The organism is Brevundimonas sp. EU05-FHT14B07 (assembly GCF_058790795.1).
The window spans coordinates 331,173-356,640 of sequence record NZ_JBYTCZ010000002.1 but is presented as its reverse complement, the minus strand read 5'-3'; the positions used below and the strand labels follow the sequence as shown (position 1 = coordinate 356,640).

Annotated in this window: 27 protein-coding genes and 1 tRNA gene; 12 read left to right on the top strand and 16 right to left on the bottom strand. The window is 66.2% G+C overall.

Annotated features, from left to right (window positions below; genetic code table 11):
- Window positions 1-64: 64 nt before the first annotated feature.
- Complete coding sequence (locus tag AC3WRC_RS05860) at window positions 65-391, bottom strand: DUF7662 domain-containing protein (RefSeq protein WP_492303210.1); 327 nt, start codon at window positions 389-391, stop codon at window positions 65-67.
- A 50-nt stretch (window positions 392-441) separates the two neighbouring features.
- On the opposite strand from AC3WRC_RS05860, the gene AC3WRC_RS05855 reads away from it, so the two are divergent.
- Window positions 442-1,443 carry a hypothetical protein gene (locus tag AC3WRC_RS05855; RefSeq protein WP_492303209.1) on the top strand — a complete coding sequence of 334 codons (1,002 nt, stop codon included), beginning with the start codon at window positions 442-444 and terminating at the stop codon, window positions 1,441-1,443.
- Window positions 1,444-1,481: 38 nt separating this feature from the next.
- Here AC3WRC_RS05855 and AC3WRC_RS05850 read toward each other — a convergent pair.
- The 3 genes from AC3WRC_RS05850 to hemC all read right to left on the bottom strand — a co-directional run bounded on the left by AC3WRC_RS05850 (window position 1,482) and on the right by hemC (window position 3,283).
- Window positions 1,482-1,557 (bottom strand) — tRNA-Thr (locus tag AC3WRC_RS05850).
- 41 nt (window positions 1,558-1,598) lie between these two features.
- A complete protein-coding gene (locus AC3WRC_RS05845; RefSeq protein WP_492303208.1) occupies window positions 1,599-2,321 on the bottom strand; it encodes a uroporphyrinogen-III synthase in 723 nt (240 codons plus the stop codon).
- Window positions 2,318-3,283, bottom strand: coding sequence for a hydroxymethylbilane synthase (gene hemC, locus AC3WRC_RS05840; RefSeq protein ID WP_492303207.1), 966 nt, complete (start codon window positions 3,281-3,283; stop codon window positions 2,318-2,320). The genes AC3WRC_RS05845 and hemC overlap by 4 nt, the downstream gene beginning before the upstream one ends.
- Before the next feature lie 46 nt (window positions 3,284-3,329).
- On the opposite strand from hemC, the gene tsaD reads away from it, so the two are divergent.
- The 3 genes from tsaD to AC3WRC_RS05825 are packed head-to-tail and all read left to right on the top strand — an operon-like array spanning window position 3,330 to window position 5,870.
- On the top strand, window positions 3,330-4,469 hold the full coding sequence (gene tsaD, locus AC3WRC_RS05835) for a tRNA (adenosine(37)-N6)-threonylcarbamoyltransferase complex transferase subunit TsaD (RefSeq protein WP_369814634.1): 1,140 nt from the start codon (window positions 3,330-3,332) through the stop codon (window positions 4,467-4,469).
- Between the two features lie 26 nt (window positions 4,470-4,495).
- Window positions 4,496-5,494: an NAD(P)H-dependent glycerol-3-phosphate dehydrogenase gene (locus AC3WRC_RS05830; protein ID WP_492303206.1), complete on the top strand. Its 999-nt coding sequence runs from the start codon at window positions 4,496-4,498 to the stop codon at window positions 5,492-5,494.
- On the top strand, window positions 5,487-5,870 hold the full coding sequence (locus tag AC3WRC_RS05825) for a Rieske (2Fe-2S) protein (RefSeq protein WP_055753900.1): 384 nt from the start codon (window positions 5,487-5,489) through the stop codon (window positions 5,868-5,870). The genes AC3WRC_RS05830 and AC3WRC_RS05825 overlap by 8 nt, the downstream gene beginning before the upstream one ends.
- Window positions 5,871-5,876: 6 nt before the next feature.
- On the opposite strand, the gene ppk2 is transcribed toward AC3WRC_RS05825, so the two are convergent.
- A complete protein-coding gene (gene ppk2 / locus AC3WRC_RS05820; protein ID WP_055753901.1) occupies window positions 5,877-6,626 on the bottom strand; it encodes a polyphosphate kinase 2 in 750 nt (249 codons plus the stop codon).
- A gap of 102 nt (window positions 6,627-6,728) precedes the next feature.
- Here ppk2 and AC3WRC_RS05815 point away from each other — a divergent pair, with 102 nt between their 5' ends.
- Together AC3WRC_RS05815 and AC3WRC_RS05810 are read left to right on the top strand one after the other, a co-directional pair.
- On the top strand, window positions 6,729-7,490 hold the full coding sequence (locus tag AC3WRC_RS05815; protein WP_492303205.1) for an extensin-like domain-containing protein: 762 nt from the start codon (window positions 6,729-6,731) through the stop codon (window positions 7,488-7,490).
- 196 nt (window positions 7,491-7,686) lie between these two features.
- Window positions 7,687-7,890 carry a cold-shock protein gene (locus AC3WRC_RS05810; RefSeq protein WP_017505920.1) on the top strand — a complete coding sequence of 68 codons (204 nt, stop codon included), beginning with the start codon at window positions 7,687-7,689 and terminating at the stop codon, window positions 7,888-7,890.
- An 83-nt stretch (window positions 7,891-7,973) separates the two neighbouring features.
- Here the strand turns inward: AC3WRC_RS05810 and AC3WRC_RS05805 are convergent, their stop codons facing one another.
- Genes AC3WRC_RS05805 through AC3WRC_RS05795 form a run of 3 tightly spaced genes read right to left on the bottom strand, consistent with a single transcriptional unit; the run spans window position 7,974 to window position 11,719 of the window.
- Window positions 7,974-8,903, bottom strand: a complete 930-nt coding sequence (locus tag AC3WRC_RS05805; protein WP_492303204.1) for a DMT family transporter — start codon at window positions 8,901-8,903, stop codon at window positions 7,974-7,976.
- A gap of 57 nt (window positions 8,904-8,960) precedes the next feature.
- Window positions 8,961-11,135: a histidine kinase dimerization/phosphoacceptor domain -containing protein gene (locus AC3WRC_RS05800; protein WP_492303203.1), complete on the bottom strand. Its 2,175-nt coding sequence runs from the start codon at window positions 11,133-11,135 to the stop codon at window positions 8,961-8,963.
- Window positions 11,132-11,719 (bottom strand): biliverdin-producing heme oxygenase, encoded by a 588-nt coding sequence (locus AC3WRC_RS05795; RefSeq protein ID WP_492303202.1) that lies wholly within the window; start codon window positions 11,717-11,719, stop codon window positions 11,132-11,134. Before AC3WRC_RS05795 ends, AC3WRC_RS05800 begins: the two co-directional genes overlap by 4 nt.
- Window positions 11,720-11,851: 132 nt before the next feature.
- Here AC3WRC_RS05795 and AC3WRC_RS05790 point away from each other — a divergent pair, with 132 nt between their 5' ends.
- Window positions 11,852-12,628: a transglutaminase-like domain-containing protein gene (locus tag AC3WRC_RS05790; RefSeq protein ID WP_066628713.1), complete on the top strand. Its 777-nt coding sequence runs from the start codon at window positions 11,852-11,854 to the stop codon at window positions 12,626-12,628.
- Window positions 12,629-12,635: 7 nt separating this feature from the next.
- Here the strand turns inward: AC3WRC_RS05790 and AC3WRC_RS05785 are convergent, their stop codons facing one another.
- Complete coding sequence (locus AC3WRC_RS05785) at window positions 12,636-14,360, bottom strand: M1 family metallopeptidase (protein WP_492303201.1); 1,725 nt, start codon at window positions 14,358-14,360, stop codon at window positions 12,636-12,638.
- A gap of 109 nt (window positions 14,361-14,469) precedes the next feature.
- A complete protein-coding gene (gene rpmB / locus AC3WRC_RS05780; protein ID WP_026108540.1) occupies window positions 14,470-14,766 on the bottom strand; it encodes a 50S ribosomal protein L28 in 297 nt (98 codons plus the stop codon).
- 236 nt (window positions 14,767-15,002) lie between these two features.
- On the opposite strand from rpmB, the gene AC3WRC_RS05775 reads away from it, so the two are divergent.
- A complete protein-coding gene (locus AC3WRC_RS05775; RefSeq protein WP_038294089.1) occupies window positions 15,003-15,482 on the top strand; it encodes a DUF3617 domain-containing protein in 480 nt (159 codons plus the stop codon).
- A 73-nt stretch (window positions 15,483-15,555) separates the two neighbouring features.
- On the opposite strand, the gene AC3WRC_RS05770 is transcribed toward AC3WRC_RS05775, so the two are convergent.
- A complete protein-coding gene (locus AC3WRC_RS05770) occupies window positions 15,556-16,086 on the bottom strand; it encodes a CarD family transcriptional regulator (protein ID WP_055753908.1) in 531 nt (176 codons plus the stop codon).
- Between the two features lie 300 nt (window positions 16,087-16,386).
- A complete protein-coding gene (fdxA, locus tag AC3WRC_RS05765) occupies window positions 16,387-16,728 on the bottom strand; it encodes a ferredoxin FdxA (RefSeq protein WP_017505910.1) in 342 nt (113 codons plus the stop codon).
- A 171-nt stretch (window positions 16,729-16,899) separates the two neighbouring features.
- On the opposite strand from fdxA, the gene AC3WRC_RS05760 reads away from it, so the two are divergent.
- Entirely contained in the window at window positions 16,900-17,526 is a 627-nt protein-coding gene (locus AC3WRC_RS05760) for a YceI family protein (protein WP_265151042.1), read from the top strand.
- A gap of 31 nt (window positions 17,527-17,557) precedes the next feature.
- On the opposite strand, the gene AC3WRC_RS05755 is transcribed toward AC3WRC_RS05760, so the two are convergent.
- The 4 genes from AC3WRC_RS05755 to AC3WRC_RS05740 are packed head-to-tail and all read right to left on the bottom strand — an operon-like array spanning window position 17,558 to window position 22,395.
- Window positions 17,558-17,833, bottom strand: coding sequence for an RNA-binding S4 domain-containing protein (locus tag AC3WRC_RS05755; protein ID WP_492303200.1), 276 nt, complete (start codon window positions 17,831-17,833; stop codon window positions 17,558-17,560).
- A complete protein-coding gene (locus AC3WRC_RS05750) occupies window positions 17,830-20,319 on the bottom strand; it encodes a helicase-related protein (protein WP_492303199.1) in 2,490 nt (829 codons plus the stop codon). The genes AC3WRC_RS05755 and AC3WRC_RS05750 overlap by 4 nt, the downstream gene beginning before the upstream one ends.
- A gap of 34 nt (window positions 20,320-20,353) precedes the next feature.
- The gene (locus tag AC3WRC_RS05745) at window positions 20,354-20,965 is read right to left on the bottom strand and encodes a response regulator transcription factor (protein ID WP_091750122.1); all 612 of its coding nucleotides are present in this window, start codon (window positions 20,963-20,965) and stop codon (window positions 20,354-20,356) included.
- Window positions 20,965-22,395 (bottom strand): two-component system sensor histidine kinase NtrB, encoded by a 1,431-nt coding sequence (locus AC3WRC_RS05740; RefSeq protein WP_316408648.1) that lies wholly within the window; start codon window positions 22,393-22,395, stop codon window positions 20,965-20,967. The genes AC3WRC_RS05745 and AC3WRC_RS05740 overlap by 1 nt, the downstream gene beginning before the upstream one ends.
- 503 nt (window positions 22,396-22,898) lie before the next feature.
- On the opposite strand from AC3WRC_RS05740, the gene AC3WRC_RS05735 reads away from it, so the two are divergent.
- Genes AC3WRC_RS05735 through AC3WRC_RS05725 form a run of 3 tightly spaced genes read left to right on the top strand, consistent with a single transcriptional unit; the run spans window position 22,899 to window position 25,467 of the window.
- Window positions 22,899-24,830 (top strand): methyl-accepting chemotaxis protein, encoded by a 1,932-nt coding sequence (locus AC3WRC_RS05735; RefSeq protein ID WP_492303469.1) that lies wholly within the window; start codon window positions 22,899-22,901, stop codon window positions 24,828-24,830.
- Complete coding sequence (locus tag AC3WRC_RS05730; protein ID WP_055806629.1) at window positions 24,830-25,105, top strand: STAS domain-containing protein; 276 nt, start codon at window positions 24,830-24,832, stop codon at window positions 25,103-25,105. The genes AC3WRC_RS05735 and AC3WRC_RS05730 overlap by 1 nt, the downstream gene beginning before the upstream one ends.
- Window positions 25,102-25,467, top strand: coding sequence for a response regulator (locus AC3WRC_RS05725; protein WP_039246220.1), 366 nt, complete (start codon window positions 25,102-25,104; stop codon window positions 25,465-25,467). Before AC3WRC_RS05730 ends, AC3WRC_RS05725 begins: the two co-directional genes overlap by 4 nt.
- Window position 25,468 lies beyond the last annotated feature (1 nt).

The following is a 25,468-nucleotide window of genomic DNA, read 5'->3' as shown; positions in this document are numbered from 1 at the left end:
CTCGGAGCCGAGACGTGGGAGCTTCTGGACGTGGACGGAGACGAACTGGGCGTTGCCGCAGCGGTTAGAGGGGCCGCCTGAAGAACACGACACGTCGCTCTGGCTCCAGCCTGGAGTCGTAGGGCGTCTGCAACAAAGCTTGCCGTTGTGGACGATTGTTTGTGGGATTGCCGTTCTCCCACCACTGATAGCGGGTTTGGGCCGAAAGCGGAAAGAGACCGATAAGTGCTTCGATTTCCGAAAACGTGAGCGGTATTTCTCTTGCAGTCTGACGGTTCAAATAATCGATCAGCGGCTGAAAGTTTCTCCTAGGCCTGACATCGAACACCATTTTATCGTTGCCGTTCAAAAGTTTTGATTTCGCAACTGAAAGTTGAAGTTGAAGCTGCATTGGCCCATGGGTCTGGCACCGTAGGCGAGGCTGGGTAGGTTGTAGAACATATGACGTTCACATTGATTGAGGGGCGAAGGGAAATAGCCAAAGCTCAATTGTCGCTATCACGTACCCTGCGCAAAACGTTCGATACCAACCGCCTTCGCAATATCGGCTACCCATCCGCAACGGTTTTCGATGCTCGGATTCACACCGACGAGAATTATTGGTTTCGGGAGCATAAGATTGAAGACGCTAGCCATCCTAGAACGCTGAATTGGTTCGGGCTGATGAAGCCCACCGGGTCACTGCATATAGCCGTGGAAGTGAACACGCCTCTGGTTGGGCGTGACGACATGGTTGCGGGGTTCTTCGCACGACATGTCGAGAGTGGAGAAGCTTATCTTCTTCATTCAGGCCGGGTGGGCGGAGGCAAGAAAGGGGTGGGCCGAACGGCCTTTCTGGCTTGGTCGGACCGGCCGCTGGAGCGGGCTATTGATAGCGACGGGCGAGTGCGATTGGGCATCGTGGTCACGCCACTTGATGGTGCAACAGCCGCCCAGTCTGTTGTGAGCTACGTTGATGAGGTCGCCGCCTTCAAGGCCTTCGTATCGGCAGGCGGGGCAGATAATCTGCAGTTTCGAAACCGGGTGCAGGCTTACTCTGACTATTTCGACGAAGCGTCAGGCCGTCGAACGGGAAAGCGTTCTAGCCGGATCGACTATGTGTCGAGGCATGGCGATATTGTGCGTGCTGTTCGGGACTGGCGAAGCAAGACGTTGGGGCCAAACGACGGTCGGATCGTCAAAAGCGTTTTATTGGACCTCGGCGTCGGGCGCAGCGGACAGCTCTTGGAAGCGTATGAAATAAAGACCTCGACGGGCAGGCAAAACCTTTATGCCGCCATCGGGCAGTTGCTCGTTCATGGCGGGGCGGCTGAGTGTAAGAAATATCTCGTTTGCCCCAGCGATCTTCCAATTCCTGACGATGTCTCCAGAGCTCTGAAGACATTGGACATCAGCATTCTCGGCGTGCGGATAACCAGCACGTCCGTTCATATACTGGGGTAAGCCAGCCCGGACGGGCCGAAATTCCATTCAGAAGAAAGTGGTGCCGCTTAGGTGACTCGAACACCTGACCCCATCATTACGAATGATGTGCTCTACCGGCTGAGCTAAAGCGGCCCGGTTGCGACGGACGAAGCTGTCCGCGCGAGACGGGGTCTTTATACGGCCGGATCGCGCTTGCCAAGCGCCGCGTTCAAGATCGTGAGCAATGAGGTCTCGTCGGGCGATTTTGCCACAACGGGCGTCAGGCCCAGCGCGGCGAGCGGGGCCGCGGCGGCGAGAGAGATGCAGGCGAGGACGGCCTGGGCCAAGGGGGCGTGATGAAGCTTGGTGAGGGCTTTTCCGGCGCGGGGGGAGTGGATCAGAACGGCGTCGAACAGTGCGGGCGCTGCGACTGACGTTTCGATGGCGCGATAGACTGTCAGCGAATGGACCGACACGTTACGGGCGCCGGCGGTGGTGAGGGCGGCGGTGAAATCGCCGGCGGGGGTTTCCGCTTGAGGGACCAGGACGGCGGCGTTGGCGATGGCGCTGGCGGTCAGGCGGGCGAGGGCGTGCAGGTCGCCGGAAGCTGAGCGGACATTTGTGAACCCCGCATCATGGGCGGCTTGGGCGGTCGCATCGCCCACGGCGAAGACCGGACGGTCGCGGCGGGGCGTCAGGGCGGCGAAGGCGGTCACGCCGTTGATGCTGGTGAAGGCCAGGGCGGCGAACGGCGCCAGATCGGGAACGGGCGGGGTCAGGTTCTGGATGGTCAGAAGGGGCGCTACGATCGGTTCGTATCCCATGTCGCGCAGGCGGGCGGCGGTGCGCGCGGCGCCTGGTTCGGCGCGGGTGATCCAGACGCGGGCGGCTCCAACTTCTTCGTTTAAAGGGCTCATCCGTCCAGGGTCGCGGGATCGACTTCCTGATCGCCGGCCGAGGCGTGGACCTCGCCGCCCAAGCGCTGGCCCAGGGCGCGGGCGTCGGCTTCGGTCGGTTGGAAAAGGTCGCCGACGCGGCGCCAGCGGGCGGAGCCGTCCGGGCTGAGCATTTCGGTGGTCAGATGCAGGGTGTCGTGTTCGATGCGGGCAAAGGCGCCGACGGCGGTGCGGCACGACCCCTCCAGCGCCGTCATGGCGCCGCGCTCGGCGGCGATGCACAGGGCGGTCTCGGGATGGTTCAGGGCGGCGACCCATTGGGCGTTTAGGGGCGCGTCGATGTCGGCGGCGCGGGTCTGGATCGCCAGGGCGCCCTGGCCCGGCGCCGGCAGGAAGGCGTCCAGCGACAGTTTCTCGCGGATATGGTCGGTGACGCCCAGGCGCGTCATGCCCGAGACGGCCAGAAGGATGGCATCGAAATCGCCATCGGCCGCGCGACGCAGGCGGGTGTCGATATTTCCGCGCAGCATCTCGACCCTCAGGTCTGGCCGCAGGGCCAGCGCCTGGGCCTGCCGTCTCAGGCTGGCGGTGCCCAGGCGCGCGCCGAAGGGCAGGGCGTCGAAACTGTCGAAGTCACGGCTGATGAAGGCGTCGCGGGCGTCCTCGCGCTCGGGGATGGCGGCGATGCACAGGCCCTCGGGCTGTTCGGCGGGGACGTCCTTCATCGAATGGATGGCGATGTCGATCCGGCCGGCCAGCAGGGCTTCCTCGATCTCCTTGGTGAACAGAGCCTTGCCGCCGACTTCCAGCAGGCGGCGATCCTGGATGCGGTCGCCGGTGGTGACGATTTCGACCAGAGGAACGGCGGCCTCGATCTCGGCCTCGGGCACGTTCAGGGCGCGGCCGATGGCGCGCTGCATCATGCCGGATTGGGCGAGCGCCAGCTTGGAGCGCCGGGTGCCGATGCGGAGAGGAAAGGTCATGAGCGTTGCGCACCGGTCGCCGGGTCGCTACCTCGACCCGATGGAGATGTCCGCCGACTATAGCAGCGGTGCCAAGTCAGCAACTGGACGGGATGTCCTCCCTCGTCCCGGTCCGCTGACGGTGCTGGGCCTGGAGACCAGTTGTGACGAAACCGCCGCCTCGGTCGTGCGCCTGACCGGCGGGCGGGCGGAGGTGCTGTCCTCGGTCGTTCACAGCCAGATCGACGATCACGCGGCCTATGGCGGCGTGGTGCCCGAGATCGCGGCGCGCAGCCATGTCGAAATGATCGCCGAGGTCACGCGACGCGCGATGGCCGAGGCCGATATGGGCTATGACGGGCTGGACGGGATCGCGGCGACGGCCGGGCCGGGTCTGGTCGGCGGGGTTATGGTGGGCCTCAGCTTTGGCAAGGCGGCGGCGCTCGCGCGCGGCCTGCCGCTGGTGGCGGTCAACCATCTTGAGGGGCATGCGGTGTCGGCCCGGCTGGGGGCGGAGGTGGCCTATCCCTTCCTGCTGCTGCTGGTGTCGGGCGGCCATTGCCAGCTTCTGGAGGTGCGCGGCGTCGGTGACATGAGCCGGATCGGCGCCACCATCGACGACGCGGCCGGCGAGGCCTTCGACAAGATCGCCAAGGCCTTGGGCCTGGGTTATCCGGGCGGACCGGCGTTGGAACGATTGGCCATGCAGGGCGACGGGTCGAAGATCGATCTGCCGCGCGCCCTCTTGGGCCGCAAGGATTGCGACTTTTCCTTCTCGGGCCTGAAGACGGCGGCCTTCCGTATCGCCCAGACCTGCCAGACCGAGCAGGACAGGGCGGATCTGGCCGACGCGGTGCAAAACGCCATCGCGCGCCAGCTGTCGGATCGGTCTGAGCGAGCCTTGGCGGCCTATGCGGAGACGCATGACCACCGTCTGTTCGTGGTGGCAGGCGGGGTCGCGGCCAACAAGACCATCCGCGCGACCTTGCAGGCGACGGCGGCGAAATACGGCTTCGACTTCCTGGCGCCGCCCATGGCCTATTGCACCGACAATGCGGCGATGATCGCCCTGGCGGGGGCGGAACGGCTGGCGCTGGGCCTGACCAGCGACATTGACGTCGTCGCCCGGCCGCGATGGCCGCTGGACGAAGCGCGCGCCCTGTCCGATCCTTCGCACAAGCCGGGCCGCAAGGGCGCCAAGGCGTGAACGATAAACAAGCCTCGGGAGGGCGCATGGAATTCCGCACGGCAGGGGTCATCGGCGCGGGCGCCTGGGGCACGGCTCTGGCGCAGGTGTGCGTTCGGGCCGGACTGGACACGACCTTGCAGGCGCGCGAGCAGAAGTTGGTCGAGACGCTGCGGGCGACGCGGGCCAACGACCTCTATCTGCCCGGCGTGGCGCTGGCCGACGAATTGAAATTCACCGCCGATCTGGCTGATCTGGGCGACTGCGACGTGATCCTGGCGGTGCCGCCGGCCCAGCATATGCGCGCCACGCTGACGGCGTTTGCGCCACACTATCGCGCCGGCGTGCCGGTGGTGCTGTGCTCCAAGGGCGTCGAGCGCGGCACGATGAAGCTGATGACCGAGGTGCTGGCCGAGACCCTGCCGGACGCCCCCGCCGCCGTCCTGTCCGGTCCCAGTTTCGCGGGCGAGGTGTCGCGCGGCCTGCCGACCGCAGTGACCCTGGCCTGCGCCGATCAGGGGCTGGGCGAGGCCTTGCTCAACACCCTGTCGGCGCCGGGCTTCCGGCCCTATCTGGCGACCGATCTGGTTGGCGCCGAGGCGGGCGGCGCGCTGAAGAACGTGCTGGCCATCGCCTGCGGCATCTCCGAGGGCCGTCAGTTGGGCCGCAGCGCCCACGCCGCCCTGATCACGCGCGGCTTTGCGGAAATGACCCGCCTCGCCGTCGCCATGGGGGGGCAGGCGGAGACGGTGGCGGGCCTGTGCGGCCTGGGCGACCTCGTCCTGACCTGCTCCAGCCCCCAGTCGCGCAACATGAGCCTGGGTCTGGCCCTGGGTCAGGGCCAGACGGTCGAACAGGCCTTGGCCGGCAAACGGTCGGTGGCGGAAGGCTATGAAAGCGCGCCGGCGGTTCGCGAACTGGCCGCGCGTCTGGGCGTGGAAATCCCGATTTCGGAAGGGGTCGCCGCGCTGCTGGCCGGTGAGATTGATGTCGATGGTCTGATCGACGGCCTGCTGTCGCGCCCGCTGAAGGCCGAGCGTGTCTGAAGCGGCCGAGGCGCCGGCCGAGCGCAAACGGGTCTGGAAGACACCGCCCGGCGTGGCCCTGTGCGCCGAGGGCGACATCGCCGACCCCGGCTCGCGCGGCTTTGTGCTGCAGATCGGCGAGGCCTTCTTCCACGGCTTCGTGGTCAGGAAGGACGGTCAGGTCGCGGGCTGGGTCGATCGCTGCCCGCATGCGGGCTTTCCCATCGCCATGGAGATCGACCGCTATCTGACGCCAGACGGCGCGCTGATCCTGTGCGGCTGGCACGGGGCGGTGTTCGAGCCGCTGACCGGCGAATGCAAGGGCGGCCCCTGCGCGGGCGGGCGGCTGACGCCCTGGCCGGTGGCGGCCTCTGGTGGGATCGTCAGAACGGCCTGAGGCGCTTCAGCGCGCCAGTTTGCCCTTGGCCTTTCCGGCGCTGAACACGACGTCGGGATCTGGCTTCTTGATGTCGATGCTGGTGTGGCTCAGCACCGACAGGATGTAGCGGCCGATGTTCAGCCGCGCCGTCTTCTTGTCGTCGGTGGCGACGACGGTCCAGGGCGCATAGTCGCGGTCGGTCTCGTCCAGCATCCGGTCGCGGGCGTCGGAATAGGCGTCGAACCGCGCCTCGGCCTCGGCGTCCAGCGACGACAGCTTGAACTTCTTCAACGGATCCTCGCGGCGTTCCTTGAGCCGCTTGGCCTGCTCCTTGCGCGAGATATCCAGCCAGATCTTGATCAGGATGATCCCGTCGTCGGTCAGCATCCGCTCGAAGCGCGGGGCGTCGGTCATGAACTGGGCGTACTGCTCGGGCGTGCAATAGCCCATGACTGGCTCGACCCCGGCGCGGTTGTACCAGGACCGGTTGAAGATCACCGTCTCGCCCGCGGCCGGAAGGTGCGGGACATAGCGCTGGAAATACCACTGGCTAGTCTCGCGGTCGCTGGGTTTGGGCAGGGCGATGACGCGGGTCTGGCGCGGCGACATATGTTCGGTCAGGCGCTTGATCGCGCCGTCCTTGCCGGCGGTGTCGCGCCCCTCCAGCACGATGACCACGCGCGAGCCATGCTCGATGCTCCAGGCCTGGGTCTGGACGATGGCCAGCTGAATCTGCTCCAGCTCGGCGTCATAGGCGTCGGATTTCTTTCCCATAGCAAGAGAGTGGGCCGAGGGCCGGCAGAGAGCAAGGGCGAGGGAGCCGACTGCGAAGCTGGGCGTTAAGGCGGCGGGCCCGTCCGGCCTGCGAGGGGCCGAATGAAGCGCGATCTGGCGGACATGTGGAATCTGGTGTGGGAGCTGGCGCTGCTGGTCTGCGCCGGCTTTGCGTTGTTGAACGCCTTCGCTCCGCCCCAGGACCTGCCGTGGAAGCCGCTGGATCTGGATCGTCCGTTGGGCCGCGCAACCACCGCAAAGGTCGCCGCCTTCGATATGCCGACCGCCGCCACGCCCGAGGCCGTGGAGGGCGCGACTGAGGCCTGTATGCAGGCGCTGCGCAATGCGGGGGTTCAGGTCGAACGCGCGCCTGACCGCGACGACGGCGGCTTCTGCGTGGTGCGCGGGGCGGTGCGGATCACGGGCGGCGAGGTGACGCCGCTGGCCCCCGCCGATGTGGTCATGCAGTGCCCGCTGGCGGTCCGCTACGTTATCTGGGATCGACAGGTGCTGCGCCCGGCCTCGCGCGACATTATGGGCTCGGCGCCCGCGCGGGTGGAGAACTACGGCACCTATTCATGCCGCCGCATCTACGGCTCGCAGGACGAGGCCGAGCGGCCCAGCGAACATGCCAAGGCCAATGCGCTGGATGTCGCAGCGGTGACCTTGAAGGACGGTCGGACCGTCAGCGTTCTGAACGATTGGCGCGGCGATGGGCCCGCAGGCGAGCCGGGCGGCCGCTTCCTGCACGCCTTGCGCGACGGGGCCTGCCAGCTGTTCTCGACGGTGTTGACCCCCGACTACAACGCCGCCCACGCCAACCATCTCCACATCGACGGGGCTGCGCGGGGCCTCTGTCGTTAAGCCTGAATGCGTCCGGTGCGACTCGCTTTGCTGTTGACCGTCTGGAAAAGCCGGGTGACAACATCGCTGCAGTCCGGATTTCGCGTGGGGTCCAAACCCGCGTTTCGCTCCTTCGCCTGAACGAGCTGTCCAGATGGATTGTCGGGTCACCTCGAGGGGGATCCGCCTGGAAAAGCGCGTTTACGGAGACGCAGACATGGCGACCGGCACGGTCAAGTGGTTCAACCCCACCAAGGGCTACGGCTTCATCCAGCCCGATAGCGGCGGCTCCGACGTGTTCGTTCACGTCACCGCCGTTCAAAAGGCCGGACTTCAGGGCCTCGATGAGAACGCCAAGGTCGAATACGAGCTGGAAAACCAGCGCGGCAAGACTTCGGCGATCGACCTCAAGGTCCTTTAAGTCGATCCAGCCTTCAAGGCTTAGAGGCGGGCGCGGGAGTTTCTCCCGCGCCCGTTTTGTTTTTTCGGGCTACCCGCCTCGCGCTACTTGAGCCCGTTTGATGCGTCCTGCGGCTTGGTCTCGGCGGCTTGGACGGTCTTGCTGCGTTGGGACCGCTGCGCCAGGACGATGGCGCCCAGCACCAGGGCGCCGCCCAGGGCCTGAACCGGCGTCAGGGTTTCGCCGAAGATCCACCAGCCCAGCAGGCCCGCGACAACCGGCTGGATCAGGATGGTCACGGCTGTGACCGATGCCGGCAGTTTGCCCAGCGCCCAGGCCACGCCTCCTTGTCCGAAGACGTGCATCACGCCCATGGCCATGCAGGCGGCCCAGCCGGCCGGTCCGGCGGGGATGACGGCCTCGCCCAGCGCCAGGGCGACGATCAACAGCAGGGGCGCGCCCAGCAGGGTCGCCCAGAAGGTCACCCGCATCGCGCCGGCCGTGCGCCGCGCCGCCTGCACCGCCAGGAAATAGCCCGAGTACCAGACCGCCACCGACAGTGAGAACAGGTCGCCCAGCATGGGATTGGTCCCTTGGCCGCCATCGGCACCCGCCGCCATGGCGAAGGCGCCGCCCATGGCCAGGGCCAGGGCTAGGATGAACAGCCGGTGCGGCCGCTCCTTCAGCACAAACCAGCCGAACAGGGTCACGACGACCGGCGTCAGGTTGCACAGCACCGTGGCGTTCGCGACCGAGGTCATGACGATGCCGTAGTGCCAGAAGCTGAGGTCCAGGGCGAAGAACAGGCCCGCCAGCAGCGCCCATTTCGACGGCGCGCCGACGCCGCCTGGCTCGCGCGCCGCCAGGATCGTCAGCAGGGGCAGGGCGAACAGGAACCGCCAGAACCCCGCCGCCGCCGGCCCCGTCTCGGTCAACCGCACCAGAATGGGCGCCAGGCCCAGCACGCTGGCCGCGATCAGCAGAACGATCAGCGCAAAGGCGCGCGAGGAGGGACGAAAGGCCATAGCGGACATGGCCCGGCTCTTACGGCGCCCTGCGACCTGACGCCACAGGCGCCGTCAGGCCGCCCCTTAAACGAGCGGGTCGATCCGCGACCGCAACACGACGCTGAGGCCTGGCGCGCGGTCGCGATAGTCGATCGTTCCGTCTAACTGACCGACCAGGCTCTTGATCATCATCGAGCCGAAACCCTTGCCGGCCAGATGCCCGCCGGCGCCCTCGTCCTCCACCGTCATGCGGAAGAAGGCACCGTCTTCCTGGAATGCGATCCGCAGCGGACCAGGCTTGCCGCCATAGGCGTATTTCTGGGCGTTGATGATCAGTTCGGTTAGGATCAGGCCGATGGTGATGGCGCGCCCTGGCTCGATGCAGACCGGGTCCAGATCGGTTTCGATGGCGGCGGCCCAGTCGGGCCCCATGCTGGAGCCCAGATCGCCGATCAGCTCGCCGATATAGCGGCTCATGTCGATGGTCGTGACCTGATCGCTCAGATACAGCCGGCTGTGGACCGCAGAGACGGCGCGCACGCGACGTCGCGCCTCGTTCAGCGCGGTCGCGGCCGAGCCGCCCGCCTGTTCTCGCGCCTGAAGGCCTAGGAAGCTGGACACCAGCGTCAGGCTGTTCTGAACCCGGTGGTTCACCTCGCGGATCAGATACTGCTGCTGCTCCAGCCGCAAGTCGCGCTCGGACAGGCGGTCCTGCAGCGATCGGTTCAGCCGTCGGATCTGATGGACCGCGGCGTAGTCGGCCAGCGCGTCCCTCAGCCGAGCGGCGGATTCCACGGCGGCGGGGCCCCAGCGGTGCGCGCGGCCCGAGACGGTGTCCGACCAGCTCTCGAACGAGGCGCGGGGCGTCAGAATGGCGTTGGGGCCAGTCTTCTCCGCCGTTGCGGGATTGCCGGCCCAGCGCACCGTTTCCAGCACCTCCGAACGGAACCACAGCAGCGACACCGGCTGATCCAGAGGCAGGGTCACCGCCAGCAGACCGCTGGCGTGTGTCTTCCAGGCCTCGGCGGCGGGCAGAACCGAGGCCAGGTTGTGCGACGAGACGGGGCGCAGGCCCGGCCGTCCCGCCGCCCAGGCGGCGATGGCGCGCACGCCGTCTTCGGGCGGCGTATGGCCAAAGGTCTGGATGTCCCCGTCGCTGACGATGGCCAGACCGTCCGCGCTGGTCAGCTGCATCAGGGCGTCGGCCTTTTCGGCCAGCGCTTCTCGCATCGGCCGGTCTGGCGACAGCCGCGAAAGCAGTTCGTCCTCCATCCGGCGCAGGCGCGTGCGCTCGCGATAGAGGTCGGCGTCGGTCCTGGACTTCAGCTGTCGCGCCAGATTACGCGCCAGGGCCGTGCAGCCTACGCGCAGCTCATAGGGCAGCAGTTTAGGCGAGGCGTTGTGGCAGGCCACCAGCCCCCACAGGGCGTCATCGACGATGATCGAAACCGAAGCCGAGGCCCGAACGTCCATGTTGCGCAGATATTGCAGATGGATCGGGGACACCGAGCGCAGGCCGCTGTCGCTCATGTCCAGCGGCGCCTCGCCGGGCGCAATGGGGCGCAGGGGCTGGGGCGTATAGCGGCTGTCCGGAATAACCCGCACCGGGTTGCGCAGATAAAGGGCGCGCGCCTGCTGTGGGATGTCTGTGGCGGGGAAATGATGGTTGAGGAAGGAGCCGGACCCATCGGCGCGGCTTTCGGCCACGACCTGACCCGCCTCGTCGTCCTGGAAGCGATAGATCATCACCCGGTCGAAACCGGTCAGGCGACGGAAGGCGTCCGCCGCCCGCTCGCACACCGTCTGGATCGTCACCGCCCGTTCCAGCGCGGCGCCGGCGGCGTCCAGGTTGGCGATCAGATCGACGCCGAGGCGGGCCTGCTGCGAGCTCTGCTCGACCTCGATGATCATCAGATCGTTGATCGTGCCAGAAGTGGTTCCCGGCGCACGATGCACCACGACGTCGTATTCCAGACGATTGGTCGCGCGCCAGCGACAGGCGAAGCCGGCCTCCTGATGCGCGGCCATGGCGCGCACGGCCCGGTCGGCGACATCGCCCAACACGTCGGCGACGGTGCGATCGATCCAGACCTTGCGGCCCGTCAACTCCTCGATCGCGCCCGCCCCCTGTCGGATGGTCAGGGATTGCAGATCCAGCACCAGCATGAAGCCGTGCGGTTGGATCGATTGAGGAATGTGGATCGGCTCGCGATCGCACTCGTTCAGCGCGGCGTCGGCCAGGTCGAGCGTCTCGGTCATGCCGCGGCCTCCTGCGGCTGGGGTTGCAAGGTGCGGTGGGCGAAGGCGAAACCGTCGATGCCGCCCTTCACCACCTGATCGATCGTGACGTGGCCGCTAACGCAGGCCCGGTCCAGCAAATCCATGAAGGCTCGCCAGCGTGCGCCGGTCTCTTCGCCATAAGGATCCAGAAAGCCGAGGCCGTCCAGATCGCGACCCTCGGCGGCCAGCCGGCGTCGAATGATCCGACCGCCCAGCATCGAACCTTCGGCCACATAGACCCAGCCCAGGGCTTCGCCGGCCGAGGCGGGCGCAGCCGGACGCGCGGGCGGAGAAATGCGCTGACCCAGTATCGTCAGGTCCTGGGCGATCCCGTTCGCACGTGATCGCGGTTCGAAGCCGGCGCCCAGTTCGGCGTTCAACGCCGCCACCAGCGGATGGCTGAGCGGCTCCAGTCCGGCATGGAAGCGGTAAAAGGCCGCCACGGTCGCCGGCCGCGTGGCGTGGTCCGCCAGACGCGGCTCGATGTGGGCCTGGACTTCCAGGGTTTCGTGGGCTGAGGCGGTGGCTTCCCGAAGAGCGAGAAGGACAGGGGAAGCGATCATGGGGCTCAGATTAACACACTGTCTTGTCTTGTCGATTTGCACAGGCCAGAAGGCGCGGACCACCACGGAACGGCCCAGACCGCGTGGCGTTCACCAGCAACCTTCTCATCTCCCTTTGATCGGCAGATTTTCATGAAACTGCGCGTCCGCGCCGAACTCGTCTATCGTTTCGATCCGCCGACGGACGCCATCTACAAGATCCAGGTCGCGCACTGGCCGGGTCAGGACATTCTGGAAGAAACCCTGACCTTCGACCCGCCGGTTGATTTCCATGAGGACGAGGACGTCGACTTCGGCGCCCGCACCCTGCGTTGCCATGTCGAGGGCGAGGTCAAGCTGACCTATGAGGCGGTGGTCGAAAACGGCGTGCTGAAGGGCCTGCCGCCTAGCGTATCCCAGCATGACTGGGGCGAGCTGCCCGCCGAGGTCCTGCCCTATCTCCAGCCCAGCCGCTATTGCCCGTCGGATCAGTTCGGCCGCTTCGTGACGCGCGAGTTCGGCGACACGGCGGGCGGCGCGCGTGTGCTGGCGATCCTGAACTGGATCACCGAGAACGTCGATTACGAGCACGGCGTGTCGGACACCGAAACCACGGCGGCGCGCACCTTCATCGACCGGGCCGGCGTGTGCCGCGACTTCACCCATCTAGGCATGACACTGTGTCGGGCGTCGGGCATTCCTGCGCGCGCGGTCAGCGCTTTCGCCCACCAACTCAGCCCGCCCGACTTTCACGCCATCTTCGAGGTCTGGCTGGATAACGGCTGGTGGCTGGTCGATCCGACGGGCCTGGCGCCGGTCGAAGGCCTGGTGCGGATCGCCTGCGGGCGCGATGCGGCGGACATCGCCTTCCTGACGACGCAGGAGCGCTGTCAGATGGTGCGCCAGTCGGTGACGGTGGCCGAGGCCTGACCGGCCGCTACTTCGGCTTCTGCGCCGCCTTATAGGCCTGAAGCTCGTCGATCACGTCCATCTGGCGCAGCACCTTGTTCTGCGGATCGATCAGGACATGGGCGCCGGCCGCAACCGCGATCTGGCCCCGCCCGCCGGTCATGGCCACGGTTTGAACGCGCCCGTCGATCTCGACCTCCAGCGGCATGGGGAAGACGCCGCCGTCGCCCGTCGTCCACTCCAGCTTCAGCACATCGCCGTCGCGGGTCTGGGTCAGCATCGGCAGGGCGGCGTTGTAGAGATAGCCGCGGAAGAACCAGCCGTAGTCCCGGCCCGTAACATCGTTGATGATCGCGAGGAAGTCTCCAGTCGAACGATAAAGCGGCGCGAAGTTGCCTGGTCTGGGGTCGGCTCGCCCATAGACCAGACGCGTGACCGCATCGTGGAAGGCGGCGTCGCCGATCAACATCCGCAGCGAATGACTGATCAGCGATCCCTTGGAATAGATGTCATTGCCCGGCCCGACGTCGCCTTTGTAGACCTCGTCTTCGGTCTTGGGCGTACCTGAAACGACAGGATATTTGTTGATCAAACCCTCGCGCTGATTGGCCAGTTCGCGCTGCATATAGCGGTCGCCCAGCAGCCAGCGGGCATAGAGCGGCTGCATGTATGACCCCAACCCCTCGTGCAGCCACATGTCGTCGGCGTTCTGATTGGTCAGCTGATTGCCGAACCATTCGTGGGCGAACTCGTGCTGCAACAGCCAGTCGTAGCCCCGACCGTCGATCTTGTAGCTGTTGCCGTAGGCGTTGATGGTCTGGTGCTCCATGCCCAGGTGCGGGGTCTCGACCACGCCCATCTTCTCGTCGCCGAAGGGGAAGGGGCCGACGGTGGCTTCGAAGAAGTCCAGCATCTTGGGAAACTGGGCGAACAGGGCCTGAACCTGTTCGGGGGTGTCCGATTTCAGATGCCAGTAGCGCATCGGGATCGTGTTGCCGAACCGGCTGGCGTAGTCGCCCGAGACCTCTTCGTATGGCCCCACGTTCAAGGCGATGGCGTAGGTGTTGGGCGATTTCGCCGACCAGTTCCAGGTGGTCCAGCCGTCGCCGTGATCGACCGTACCCAGGAAGCGGCCATTGGACGGCGCCGACAGGGCGGATGGCACGGTGATGTGCAGATCGACCCGGCCCGGTTCGCCGTGCGGGCTGTCGATGCAGGGCCAGAAGATGTCGCAGCCCTCGCCCTGAACCGCCGTGGCGATCCACGGCTCGCCCGACGGCGCGGTGGACCAGACGAAGCCGCCGTCCCAAGGCGCACGGGGCGCCACGCGCGGCTGGCCGGCGTAGGCGACGCGCAGGGCTACCGACCGGCCCGTGGCCAACATGTGGGGCAACTGCACCGTCAGCCGGCCTTCGGGGTTGGACCAGCGATCGACAGCGACCTCGACTCCGTCGATCTGGACCGAGGAAATGGTCAGCAGGGTGTCCAGTTCGACGACCAGAGCGGTCAGGGGCGCCTTTGCGGTGAAGTCCAGCACGGCGACCGCGTCGATGGCCTTGTCGTCGGGCAGGACCTTGATCGACAAATCGGCCTTGTCGAACTGCATCGCCTGCTGTTCCGGCGTCAGCGGCTGATCGGTGGCCAAGGTGAAGGCGGTCGATTCGCGCGGCGTCGGCGCCGGCTGGGCGACGGTGGCGCAGGCCGACAGCGTCAGGGCGCTGGCTGCGGCCAAAAGCAAAATCTTGATGCGCATAAAGCCGTCCCTCTCTTAGGTGACAGGCTAGCGCGAGCGGGCAATGGCGCAAAGAAAAAGGCCGGTGTTTCCACCGGCCTCTTCCAGAACTCTATGTCGCGGTCGCCGATCAGGCGGCGGCTTGTTCGGCCAGCTTGGCGCGAATCTGGCGCTTGATGCGCTGAGCGGCGATCGACAGCTGCTCGTCGCGGGCCTTGACGATGAAGACGTCCAGGCCGCCCTTGTAGTCCAGGGTGCGCAGCGCGGCGTTTGAGATGCGCAGGCTGAACGTCTGGCCCAGGGCTTCCGACGTGACCTTGACCGTCTTCAGCGACGGCAGGAAGCGGCGCTTGGTCTTGATGTTCGAGTGGCTCACGTTGTGGCCGACCATGGGGCCGATACCGGTGAGTTCGCAACGACGCGACATCGTCAGATCCTTAAGGTGCGGCGTCCAGCCCGAGCGTGGGAGAGGACGCATGAAACAGTTGCGCGCGGGAACCAGCCCGCGCGAGAGGGGGCCGTATAAGGGAAGAGGCGGTTCGCCGTCAAGCCGAGTCTGGACCCATCGTCCCCACGCCTCGTTCAGCCGTCATTCAAACGCCGCCCTGTATGACCCATATGATGACGACCTCAAAAGAGACCCAAGCAGAACAGAAGGCTTCCATGTCCCGTCCGTCCTTGATCGATCGCCTGCCCAAGCGCGCGCTCGCCGTCCTGGCCCCGGTGATGGCCGGCGGCTTCATGCTGGCCTCGCCCGCCATCGCCCCGGCCCAGACTGCGGCTCAGTCCGAAGTCCTGCCCGGCTATTGGGAATACACCACCAGCGCGGTGGGCCAGCGCGACACCGAGCAGAAGTGCGTGCGGCCCAGCGAGATCAACCGATTCTTCGGCGGCCTGTCGACCAACAAGTGGCGCTGCACCTATCCGACCCGCGTGGTCGGCAACGGCAATGCCCGTTTCGAGGGAACCTGCCAGGACCGCAAGGGCCGTCGCATTGCTGTTCGCCTGAATGGGACCTACACGGAAACCAGCTTCAGCTTCCGCGGCGGCGCCCAGATCGTGCGCGGCACCCCCTACATTCCCGCCAGCATCACCGCGCGCCGCATCAGCGCCCAGTGCCCGGCCAACGCCGAATACTTCTGACCCCGGCTCTGCGACGCATCAAAAAAGGCCCCGGATCGCTCCGGGGCCTTTACTTTAGTCCGAGACTCGAAGCTTAGGCGGCTTCGGCGGTCGGGATCGGCTTTTTGGCGCTGAGCGACTTGGCGAGCAGCTCGACGGCGGCGTCCTTGTCGATCTTGTTGGCGGCGGCGACTTCGCGCGCCATGCGGTCCAGAGCCGATTCATAGAGCTGGCGCTCCGAATAGGACTGTTCCGGCTGGGTGTCGGCGCGGTGCAGATCGCGAACCACTTCGGCGATGGAGATCAGGTCGCCCGAGTTGATCTTGGCTTCGTATTCCTGGGCGCGACGCGACCACATGGTGCGCTTGATGCGCGCGCGGCCCTTCAGGGTGGTCAGGGCCTTCGTCACGACGTCGTCGGCGGCCAGCGAACGCAGGCCGGCCGTGACGGCCTTCTTGGTCGGGACGCGCAGGGTCATCTTCTCGTGGTCGAAGGTCACGACATAGACCTCCAGCGACATGCCCGCGACTTCCTGGGTCTCGATCGCCGCCACCTTGCCGACGCCGTGCGCCGGATAGACGACCGCGTCGCCAACCTTGAACTCCAGACCAGTCTTGCTCGTCATAATCGTCCTTTCCCGGTCAGGGCCGGGCGAAACGAAGGCGCAGGAAACGCAAACAGGATCTCATCCGCCGGATCGCTCCGTCGGAGGGGATGATGTTGGGCGTCAAAAGCGGAAACGGATCACCAAACCTCTGGCCGATCCCGTCTAGGGCGGGATTCTGTCGCAAACACGGGCGGCGCGAAGATTTCGCGGACCGCCCGATCCAATGAAACAGAACCTATCACAAATCTGCGGAATTTCAAAACGTCCACAGGGCGGACGTGCAAATACGGCAAGGCTTGAGCGCCGCCAGTCCTTAAATCAGGAACCCTTGCCCGGCTTGGGGCTGAAGTATTTCTCGTATTTGCCGGTTTCGCGCTCGTACTGCTCGCGGTCGGCGGGGGGCGTGCCCTTGACGGTGATGTTGGGCCAGACCTTGGCGTATTCGGCATTGACCTGAAGCCATTTGCCGTCGGGCTCGTCCTCGGTGTCCGGCACGATGGCGTCGACCGGGCATTCCGGCTCGCACACGCCGCAGTCGATGCATTCGTCCGGCGCGATCACCAGGAAGTTCTCGCCCTCGTAGAAGCAGTCCACCGGACACACCTCGACGCAGTCCATGAACTTACATTTCACGCAGGCGTCGGTGACGATGTAGGTCATTGGGCGAGAAACGGGTGTCGGTCTGTGGGCGGGAGGCCTGCGACATGGCGGCCACGCAACCAACTGTCAACAGCGCGGCTTAAGGCGAGAGCCATTCGCAGCGCCTTGACAGAACGACGCCTAATCGCAACTGTATTGATTGCATATCTGCCCCATCGACAGGAGTTCTCCATGCGCACCCCCTTCATGAAATACGCCGTCGTCGGCGCGGCCGCCCTCAGCCTGGTCGCAGGCGGCGCGGTCGTGGCCCAGGCCGCTCTGACCAAGAACCCCGCCGAAGTCACCGCCGGGAACTACGATCTGGATTCCGGCCACGGCAAGATCACCTGGTCGGTCAATCACTTCGGCCTGTCGACCTATACGGGCCAGTTCGTGAACGTGAAGGCGGTGTTGAAGCTGGACCCGGCCAACCCCTCGGCCTCGACGCTGACCGCGACGATCCCGCTGACCGACGTGGCGCCCAACGACGACCGTCTGAAGGCCCACCTGCAAACCGCCGATTTCTTCGACACCGCCAAATATCCGACTGCGACCTTCGTCTCGCGCTCGGTCACGGTCGACGCCGATGACGCCAACGAAGCGACCGTGGTCGGCGATCTGACCCTGAAGGGCGTGACCAAGCCCGTCACCATCGAGGTCGAGTTCAACGGCGCCGGAACCGTCATGGGCGCGTACAAGGCCGGCTTCGACGGCGAGGCGACCATCAAGCGCTCGGACTTCGGCATCAACTACGCCCTGCCGGCCGTCTCCGACGAGGTGAAGCTGCACATCGAAGGCGAGTTCGTCATCCAGAAGTAGGCCTGCCGCGCTGCGCGCGACTTGAGGCCGTTTAGACCGTAAGAGAATACAGGGCGCGGGCCTCCTCGGCCGGTCCGCGCCTTTCGCCAAGCCCCTCGACCTTCAGGCTTGTGACGTGTCCGTTCTGGGCGAAGGTCAGCAGGTCGCCGACGTGAACGCACCGGCTGGGCTTGTCGAGCCGCGTCTCTCGTCCCTGATGCGTCAGCCGCACCGCCCCCCGCTCCACCAGACCGGCCGCCAGGCCGCGCGTCTTCACGAACCGCGCCCGCCACAACCAGATGTCGATGCGACAGGCGTTCTCGTTCAAGCCTTCGCCTTTCGACGCGGACGACGACGCTTGGGCCGCGCCGGCGGCGCCTCCTTCAGGGCGGCGAGCGCAGCGAAGGGTGAGTCCTTGACGATCTTCGGCGCTGCGCCCGGCTTGTCGGGCAGGCGGGCGCGTTCGACCTTCAGGGCGGCGATGATCTGTTTGGCCTGATCGGCGCGCCACCCCAGATCGGTCAGGGCCTCGTCGGACAGCCGGCCGTGATTGGCGGCCCGCAGCTCGGCCATCTTCTCCAACGTCTCGACCGGCGCCAGCCACCGTCCCGCCAATCGCAATCCGTGCGCGGACAACAGCCGCGCCGAGGGCGGCTCCACCGGCGCGGGGATCAGATCGGGCGTCGCCGGGATCAACGGCGCGGCGACGAAGGCCTGGGCGAAATGTCGGGCGCGCGGCTTCTGAAGGCCGGGCAGCCACACCGAATGCACCCCGATGCGGATGGCGAAACTGCGCAGCGTACGGCGCTCGACCTGACTGAGCGCGGCCAGATCGCGCTCGACTTCGCGCCGGTCGATCACACCCCCGGCCTCGATCAGGCGAAAGGCGACGCCGCGCGGCAGGCCCTTCAATGCCCCCGACTCCACCGCCTGACGCAGCCGTCGCAGATCGCGCAGCGCACGGCCCGCTTCCGCCGCCAGCCACGCCTCGATCCGGCGCTGGGCGCGCTCGCGGGCGGGCGTCGGTCCCAGATCGCCAAGCAGGCGCACGGAGGGCGTAAACGGATCGACGCCCTGCGGCGTCGCGGCGATCTGCGCCGTCAGCACGCCGCGCCACAGCACCGCCCCGTCCGGCGTGACCGAAAAGCCGTCGTCGGTCTCGGCCGCCAGGCGCCCAAGCCGTCGATTGATCTCGGGCGTCACCGCACGCACGGCCGCCTGGCGCAGGGTGCGGTCTTCCCGGGCCGAAGAGCCCTTTTCCATCTGAAAGCGCACGCCTTCCAGTTGGCCGACGACCTGTCCCTCGACCGTGACCTCGCCGTCATCGGCGACGCCTGCAAAAGTGTCTTCGCGCACGTTCAGCGCCCGCATCAGGGCGGTGGTGCGGCGATCCACGAACCGCGCGGTCAGCCGCTCGTGCAGCACGTCGGACAGCCGGTCCTCCAGCGCGCGGGTCTTGTCGCGCCAGCCTTGCGCGTCGTGGACCCAGTCCGGCCGGTTGGCGATGTAGGACAGGGTACGCACCGCCGACAGCCGCGCCGACAGCTGGTCGATCTGACCGTCGTCACGATCCACGAAGGCGAAGCGCGGCGCCATCCAGTCGTCGGTCAGCCGACCCCGCTTGCCGGTCAGGGCGTGGAAGACGTCCTTGGCCAGCCGGGCGTGTTCATCCAGCGTCGTCTTTTGGAAGTCGGGCAACTGGCACGCCTCCCACAGACGCATGACCGCCCCGCGCGAACGGCCCACCCGCGCGATCTCTTCGTCCTTGATCAGACGACGCAGCAGGGTCTCGTCCAGCGCCTCCGCCGTCAGGCTCAGCCCCGATCGCTGGGGCGTCACCGTCAGCGAGCGCAGCAGATCGGGCAGGGTGTCGAAATCCAGCCGGGCGTTCCGCCACTCCGCCGCCTCGATCGGATCGAACCGATGCTCGACCACCTGTTCGACCAGATCGGGGTCCAGATCCTCGGCCTCGGCCGTGACGCCGAAGGTGCCGTCGCGCAGATGCCGGCCGGCCCGCCCGGCGATCTGGCCGATTTCATGGGCGTAAAGCCAGCGGGTGCGCCGCCCGTCGAACTTTCTCAGGCCCGCAAAGGCGACATGGTCCACGTCCATGTTCAGCCCCATGCCGATGGCGTCGGTGGCGACCAGAAAATCGACCTCGCCCGACTGATACAGGGCCACCTGGGCGTTGCGGGTGCGGGGCGACAGACTGCCCATCACCACAGCCGCGCCGCCGCGCTGACGCCGGATCAGTTCGGCGATGGCGTAGACCCGATCGGTCGAGAAGGCGACGATGGCGCTGCGGCGGGGCAGGCGGGTCAGCTTCTTGGACCCCGCATAGGACAGGGTGGACAGCCGGTCGCGCGTCACGATCTCGACACCGGGGACCAGGCGGCGGATCAGCGGCTCCATGGTTCCGGCGCCCAGGAACATCGTCTCGAACCGGCCGCGCGCGTGCAGCAGCCTCTGGGTGAAGACGTGGCCCCGTTCGGGATCGGCGACCAGCTGGATTTCGTCGATGGCTAGAAACTCGACCGATCGCTCCAGCGGCATGGCCTCGACGGTGCAGACGAAATAGTGCGGGCGCGGTGGGACGATCTTTTCCTCGCCCGTGATCAGGGCGACGGCCGCCGCGCCGCGCTGTTTGACGATCCGCTCATAGATCTCGCGGGCCAGCAGGCGCAGCGGCAGGCCGATCATGCCCGAGGCGTGACCCAGCATCCGCTCGACCGCCAGATGGGTCTTGCCGGTGTTGGTGGGCCCCAGGACCGCAGTCACGCGGGACGGGGCGAGGCCTGCGGACCGGTCGCTCATGTCGCGACTAAGGTGGCGACGAATCTCGTCCGGCTCAAGCGTCGCCGGCGCGCATTCCGATCCGGACCAGGGTGGACAGGTTCGCGGCCTGCATTTTCGTCATCACCTTGGCGCGAAAGATTTCCACCGTACGCGGGCTGATCTCCAGCCTCTGCGCGATCTCCTTGTTGGAGCAGCCGTCGATCAGGGCGTCGAACACCTGACGCTCGCGCGGGGTCAGGGTGTCCAGTCGGGCCTTGGCGTCCTCTCGCGCGATCCGCTCGGCCTCAAGACTGGTCAGGGAGGCCAGACAGCTGGAAACCGCGTCCAGCATTCGCTGCGGATCGAACGGCTTTTCGACGAAATCCACGACGCCCGCCTTCATCAACTGAACCGCCAGCGTCACCTCGCCATGACCCGTGATGACGATCACCGGCCAGGTGTCGCCGCGCAGGGTTTTCAGACGCCCGACCAGCTCAGAACCCTGAAGCCCCGGCATCCGCACATCGGTGATGACGCAGGCGCTGCGGTCTTCGGGCAGATTGGTCAGGAAGTCGTCGGCGCTGAGGAAACTGCGCGCCCGATACCCAGCCCCGCGCAGCATCAGCACCAAGGCGTCGCGCATGGCGGGGTCGTCGTCGATGATGAAAACGGAGTGCGGGCTCATCAGATTTCGGACTCCGTGGGACGCGGCAAACGAAACGAAAAGGTCGCTCCACCCTGAGAATTCCGGCTGACGACCAGGGTCGCGCCGTGGCTTTCGACGATTGAACGCGTGACCGACAGCCCCAGACCCATGCCGCCGGCCTTAGTCGTCGCCATCGGATGAAAGATGCTGTCGATTCTGTCTTCGGGGATGCCGTCGCCATTGTCGCACACCGCGATCTCATAGCCGTCCGCGCCCAGCGTCCGGCCGGTCACCGTCACGCGCGCGCCCTCGCGTCCGATGACGGCGTCCACGGCGTTGCGCACCAGATTGGCCAGCGCCTGCTGAATTTGAATGCGGTCGGCCAGAACCTGATCGTCGTTCTCTTCCACATCCAGAGCGATCGTCGTGTCGGTGTCCTGTCCCGTCAGGGCGAAGACCGGCGCCAGGTCCAGGACGATCAGCGAGGCCCGCTCTTCGGTGAAGGACCGCGAACCTGTGGCGACCTGTTCGCGCATGCGCCGGATGATGTCGCCCGCGCGCAGCAACTGGGTCTTGGCCAGGTCGATGGTCCTGGCCGGCCCTTCCGCGACCGTCCCCAGCCGTGTCAGTTCGGCCTGGCCGGCATGCAGATAAACGGTGGCGGCGGTCAGCGGCTGGTTCAGTTCGTGGGCCAGGGTTGCGGCCATTTCGCCCATCGAGTTCAAACGCCAGACGCTGCTGAGCTTGTCGTTCAAATCGCGCTCGCCCTTGCGGATCGTCTCGGCCTGGCTTTGATCGCCCAGCGTCAGGACGATGTGTTCGGGGGCGATGTCATCCGGGAGCACGTTGGCGTGAAGCGTCAGCGGCGACCCGGGCGTCTCTATATTCCCGCTCGTCCAGGGGCCGGAGGACGGGCTCAGCACCTCGCCGCCCTGGCGAGCCTTCGCCAGGGCCGCGTCGTCGAAGCCGGGCAGCAGTGATGCGAAAGGCTGCGCCATCGCCGCCTCTCGATCCACACCCAGCAGATCGGCGGCGGCCGGGGTCACGCGGCGCGTGCGTCCTTCACGGTCCAGGGTCACAATCGGCGTCGTGGCCACGATGGTGTCCAGCAGCATCTCGCGCAGCGCCAGATCGCGCGTCAGGGCGCGGGCCTGTTCCAACGAGTCGATCAGCCGACGACAGACCTCGGCGATGACCCAAGCGATGACCGCAAAAAGCGCGGCGTTCGTTATGGCGTCCAGGGTGCTTTCACGCGGCACAAGCCACAGGTTGGCCCCGATGGCCAACAGGATCGCCAATACGACCGCCCCCCTTCGCGCCAGCAGAGCCGTAACAATCACCGCCGGGACCAGCGGCAGATAGTAGAAGTTTCCGATCGGTTCGAGTGCGCTGCGGATCAGTGTCGCAACAAGCACCGACAGACACGCAATCAACGCCCCGCTCCACCCTGTCTTGGACCGGAAGCTCATATCGCGATGCTAAATCGATACAGGCGAATGTATTTCACGAGGGCATGAATTCATGATCGTTGGCTGGTTGAACTATTACAGGAATGCCCAGGCCACGTTTTGGACAATTTTGTATAGGCGCATTTTCTATACGTGAACATACGTATTCGCGCGGATTGGGTTCAGGCCTGTGATCGAGAGCGCAGCGCTTAGGACCCTTTCGCAGGCGACGCCACATCCGCCGTCTCGTCTACGCAATCCTACATACGGCGCAGTTCAGATTTAATATTAATCATCGCCTCATCCTTGGGCTTCAGAATGCAGAAGCTTCGGGGATCGCCATGCGTAGCTCATCACATTTCTACGGGCCTTCGGCAGCCGCTGTATCGACGCCGCTGATGACCCAGAGGCTGGGCCTCGAAGTCGGGCGTCGCCGACCGCATGGCCGCACTGCCGCGATCGCCACCCATTCGTTCTGAGTAACCGATCCACCGGGGGATGCTGAGTTGAAGTTGATTGAAAATATGCCCGTCGGCCGCAAGCTGTTCGCGGCCTTTGGTCTCGTTCTGGCGGCGATCGCCGTCATGGGCGTCGTCGTCGTCACCAGCCTGCTTCAGTTAGAGAAGGCCGGCGAGGTTCGCACGGTGGAGAACCAGGCCAACCGCACCACGGCGACGGCCGAGTTCTACATGACGCGCCAGGAGAACGCCTTCCGCGGCTACCTCCTGTCTCAGGATCCCTACTATATCGAGCGCGTCGATGCGCACCGCGCCAAGTTTCTGGCGGCCATGGACGAGTTGCGCGGCGAACTGCCGGCCGATCGCGCCGCCCTGATCGACAAGGCGGTCGAGGCCAATGCGACCTGGTACAAGAACGTCGTCGAAGCCGGTTCCGCGATGGTGCGCGACGGTCGCGCGTCCCAGGCCGTGCAAATGGTCGGGCGCAACGGAACGGCCGACAACTATGTCGCACCAGTCGAAGACACGATCGACCAGATCAAGAGCGCCAACGATGTGGCGCGCAAGGCCTCGACCGAGGCTCAGGCCGCCGCCAGCCGCACCGCTCTGATCGCCACGATCGTGGGACTGATCTCGGCCTTGGTGATCGCCGTCATCGCCGGCTTCGTCGCGACGCGCTCCATCGTGCGCCCGATCTTCACGATGATCGGCTATATGCAAAAACTGATGGCCGGCGATACCGACATCAAGGTCGCCAGCGCCGAGCGCAAGGATGAGTTCGGCAAGATGGGTCAGGCCATCGTGGCCTTCCGCGACGCCGCGATCGAAAAGGTCCGCGTCGAACAGGAGGCGATCGCCAACCGGTCCATGAGCGAGCAGGAACGCGCTGAACGCGAGGCCGAGAAGGCGCGTGAGGCCGCCGAGGACGCCCAGGCCATCGGCGCCCTGGGCCAGGGTCTGTCCGCCATGTCGAACGGCGACCTGACCTACCGGATCGAGATCGACTTCAATCCCAAGTCGGCTCAGCTGAAGACCGACTTCAACGCCGCCATCTCCCAGCTGCAGCAGGCCGTCTCGGTCGTGGTCAACAATGTCTCGGGCATCCGCTCGGGCGCCGGCGAGATTTCGCAGGCGGCCGACGACCTGTCGCGCCGCACCGAACAGCAGGCCGCCTCGCTGGAGGAAACGGCTGCGGCCCTGGATGAAATCACCGCCACGGTGAACAAGACCGCCTCGGGCGCCCGTCAAGCCTCCGACGTGGTTCAGGCCGCGCGCGGCGACGCCGAGAAGAGCGGCATCATCGTCCGCGACGCCGTCCAGGCCATGACCGCCATCGAAGGCTCGTCCACCCAGATCAATCAGATCATCGGCGTCATCGACGAGATCGCCTTCCAGACCAACCTTCTGGCCCTGAACGCCGGCGTCGAGGCCGCGCGTGCCGGCGAGGCCGGTCGCGGCTTCGCGGTGGTCGCCTCCGAAGTGCGCGCCCTGGCCCAGCGTTCGGCCGAGGCCGCCAAGGAGATCAAGACCCTGATCTCGGCCTCAACGGGTCAGGTCGGCTCGGGCGTCAAACTGGTCGGCGAGACCGGCGAGGCCCTGCAACGGATCGTGGACCGGGTCGCCGAGATCGACAGCCTGGTCACAGAAATCGCGGCTTCGGCCCAGGAACAGGCCGTCGGTCTGGCCCAGGTCAACACCGCCGTGAACCAGATGGACCAGGTCACTCAGCAGAACGCGGCCATGGTCGAACAATCGACCGCCGCCAGCCATTCGCTGGCCCAGGAGGCGGAGAGCCTGCAAGCCTCGGTCGCCCAGTTCCGCGTCGGGGCCTCGTCGCCGCGCGCCGCCGCGCCTGCGCCGGTTCGCAGGCCTGCGCCCGTCGCCAAGCCCGCTGCTCGCTCCAGCCACATAGTCGCCGCGCTGAAGACCATCGGCCGTGGCGGCGCCGCGCCCAGGCCTCAAGTCACCGCCGCCGAAGACGGTTGGGAGGAATTTTGATGACTGAAACCCTCATCCTGTCCGACGTGCTGGACCTGAATGCGGCCGAGCCGCTGAAGGCTGAAGTGCTGGCCCTGCGCGGTCATCCGGTGGTCCTTGACGCCTCCGCGGTCCAGCGCCTGGGCGGCCTGTGCCTGCAGATTCTGCTGTCGGCGCGAAAGACGTGGGCGGCCGACGGCGTCAACCTAAGTTTAGGGTCTGTGTCCCAATATTGGACGGAACAATGGGCGGCCTACGGCGCGCCGGACTTCAACACCGAGGGGGCGTTGGCATGACCAAGACCGTTCTGACGATCGACGATTCACGCACCATGCGCGACATGCTGCTGATGGCGCTGGAAGACGCGGGCTATACCGTGATCCAGGCGGTGGACGGCGTGGACGGTCTGGAGACCTTGGCGTCCAAGGGCGCCGACGTCATCATCACCGACATCAACATGCCGCGCATGGACGGCTTCGGCGTCATCGAGGGCGTCCGCGCCGATCCGAACCACCGCACGACCCCGGTGCTGGTGCTGACGACCGAGAGCGACGTCGAGAAGAAGGCCCGCGCCCGCGCCGCCGGCGCCACCGGCTGGATCGTCAAGCCGTTCGACCCTGCAAAGCTGGTGGACGCCGTCCGCCGCGTCGCCGCCTGAT

Excerpts from the sequence above, each read along its gene's own strand:
- AC3WRC_RS05740 (WP_316408648.1), bottom strand. The coding sequence starts at position 22,395 with ATGAGCTTCCGGTCCAAGACAGGGTGGAGCGGGGCGTTGATTGCGTGT.
- AC3WRC_RS05800 (WP_492303203.1), bottom strand. The coding sequence starts at position 11,135 with ATGACCGAGACGCTCGACCTGGCCGACGCCGCGCTGAACGAGTGCGAT.
- ppk2 (WP_055753901.1), bottom strand. The coding sequence starts at position 6,626 with ATGGGAAAGAAATCCGACGCCTATGACGCCGAGCTGGAGCAGATTCAG.
- AC3WRC_RS05725 (WP_039246220.1), top strand. The coding sequence starts at position 25,102 with ATGACCAAGACCGTTCTGACGATCGACGATTCACGCACCATGCGCGAC.
- AC3WRC_RS05815 (WP_492303205.1), top strand. The coding sequence starts at position 6,729 with ATGAAGCGCGATCTGGCGGACATGTGGAATCTGGTGTGGGAGCTGGCG.
- AC3WRC_RS05730 (WP_055806629.1), top strand. The coding sequence starts at position 24,830 with ATGACTGAAACCCTCATCCTGTCCGACGTGCTGGACCTGAATGCGGCC.
- AC3WRC_RS05760 (WP_265151042.1), top strand. The coding sequence starts at position 16,900 with ATGCGCACCCCCTTCATGAAATACGCCGTCGTCGGCGCGGCCGCCCTC.
- AC3WRC_RS05790 (WP_066628713.1), top strand. The coding sequence starts at position 11,852 with ATGAAACTGCGCGTCCGCGCCGAACTCGTCTATCGTTTCGATCCGCCG.
- AC3WRC_RS05750 (WP_492303199.1), bottom strand. The coding sequence starts at position 20,319 with ATGAGCGACCGGTCCGCAGGCCTCGCCCCGTCCCGCGTGACTGCGGTC.
- AC3WRC_RS05810 (WP_017505920.1), top strand. The coding sequence starts at position 7,687 with ATGGCGACCGGCACGGTCAAGTGGTTCAACCCCACCAAGGGCTACGGC.
- rpmB (WP_026108540.1), bottom strand. The coding sequence starts at position 14,766 with ATGTCGCGTCGTTGCGAACTCACCGGTATCGGCCCCATGGTCGGCCAC.
- AC3WRC_RS05785 (WP_492303201.1), bottom strand. The coding sequence starts at position 14,360 with ATGCGCATCAAGATTTTGCTTTTGGCCGCAGCCAGCGCCCTGACGCTG.
- AC3WRC_RS05805 (WP_492303204.1), bottom strand. The coding sequence starts at position 8,903 with ATGTCCGCTATGGCCTTTCGTCCCTCCTCGCGCGCCTTTGCGCTGATC.
- AC3WRC_RS05855 (WP_492303209.1), top strand. The coding sequence starts at position 442 with ATGACGTTCACATTGATTGAGGGGCGAAGGGAAATAGCCAAAGCTCAA.
- AC3WRC_RS05735 (WP_492303469.1), top strand. The coding sequence starts at position 22,899 with ATGCCCGTCGGCCGCAAGCTGTTCGCGGCCTTTGGTCTCGTTCTGGCG.
- fdxA (WP_017505910.1), bottom strand. The coding sequence starts at position 16,728 with ATGACCTACATCGTCACCGACGCCTGCGTGAAATGTAAGTTCATGGAC.
- tsaD (WP_369814634.1), top strand. The coding sequence starts at position 3,330 with ATGTCCGCCGACTATAGCAGCGGTGCCAAGTCAGCAACTGGACGGGAT.
- AC3WRC_RS05830 (WP_492303206.1), top strand. The coding sequence starts at position 4,496 with ATGGAATTCCGCACGGCAGGGGTCATCGGCGCGGGCGCCTGGGGCACG.
- AC3WRC_RS05745 (WP_091750122.1), bottom strand. The coding sequence starts at position 20,965 with ATGAGCCCGCACTCCGTTTTCATCATCGACGACGACCCCGCCATGCGC.
- AC3WRC_RS05770 (WP_055753908.1), bottom strand. The coding sequence starts at position 16,086 with ATGACGAGCAAGACTGGTCTGGAGTTCAAGGTTGGCGACGCGGTCGTC.
- AC3WRC_RS05775 (WP_038294089.1), top strand. The coding sequence starts at position 15,003 with ATGTCCCGTCCGTCCTTGATCGATCGCCTGCCCAAGCGCGCGCTCGCC.
- AC3WRC_RS05795 (WP_492303202.1), bottom strand. The coding sequence starts at position 11,719 with ATGATCGCTTCCCCTGTCCTTCTCGCTCTTCGGGAAGCCACCGCCTCA.
- AC3WRC_RS05860 (WP_492303210.1), bottom strand. The coding sequence starts at position 391 with ATGCAGCTTCAACTTCAACTTTCAGTTGCGAAATCAAAACTTTTGAAC.
- AC3WRC_RS05845 (WP_492303208.1), bottom strand. The coding sequence starts at position 2,321 with ATGAGCCCTTTAAACGAAGAAGTTGGAGCCGCCCGCGTCTGGATCACC.
- hemC (WP_492303207.1), bottom strand. The coding sequence starts at position 3,283 with ATGACCTTTCCTCTCCGCATCGGCACCCGGCGCTCCAAGCTGGCGCTC.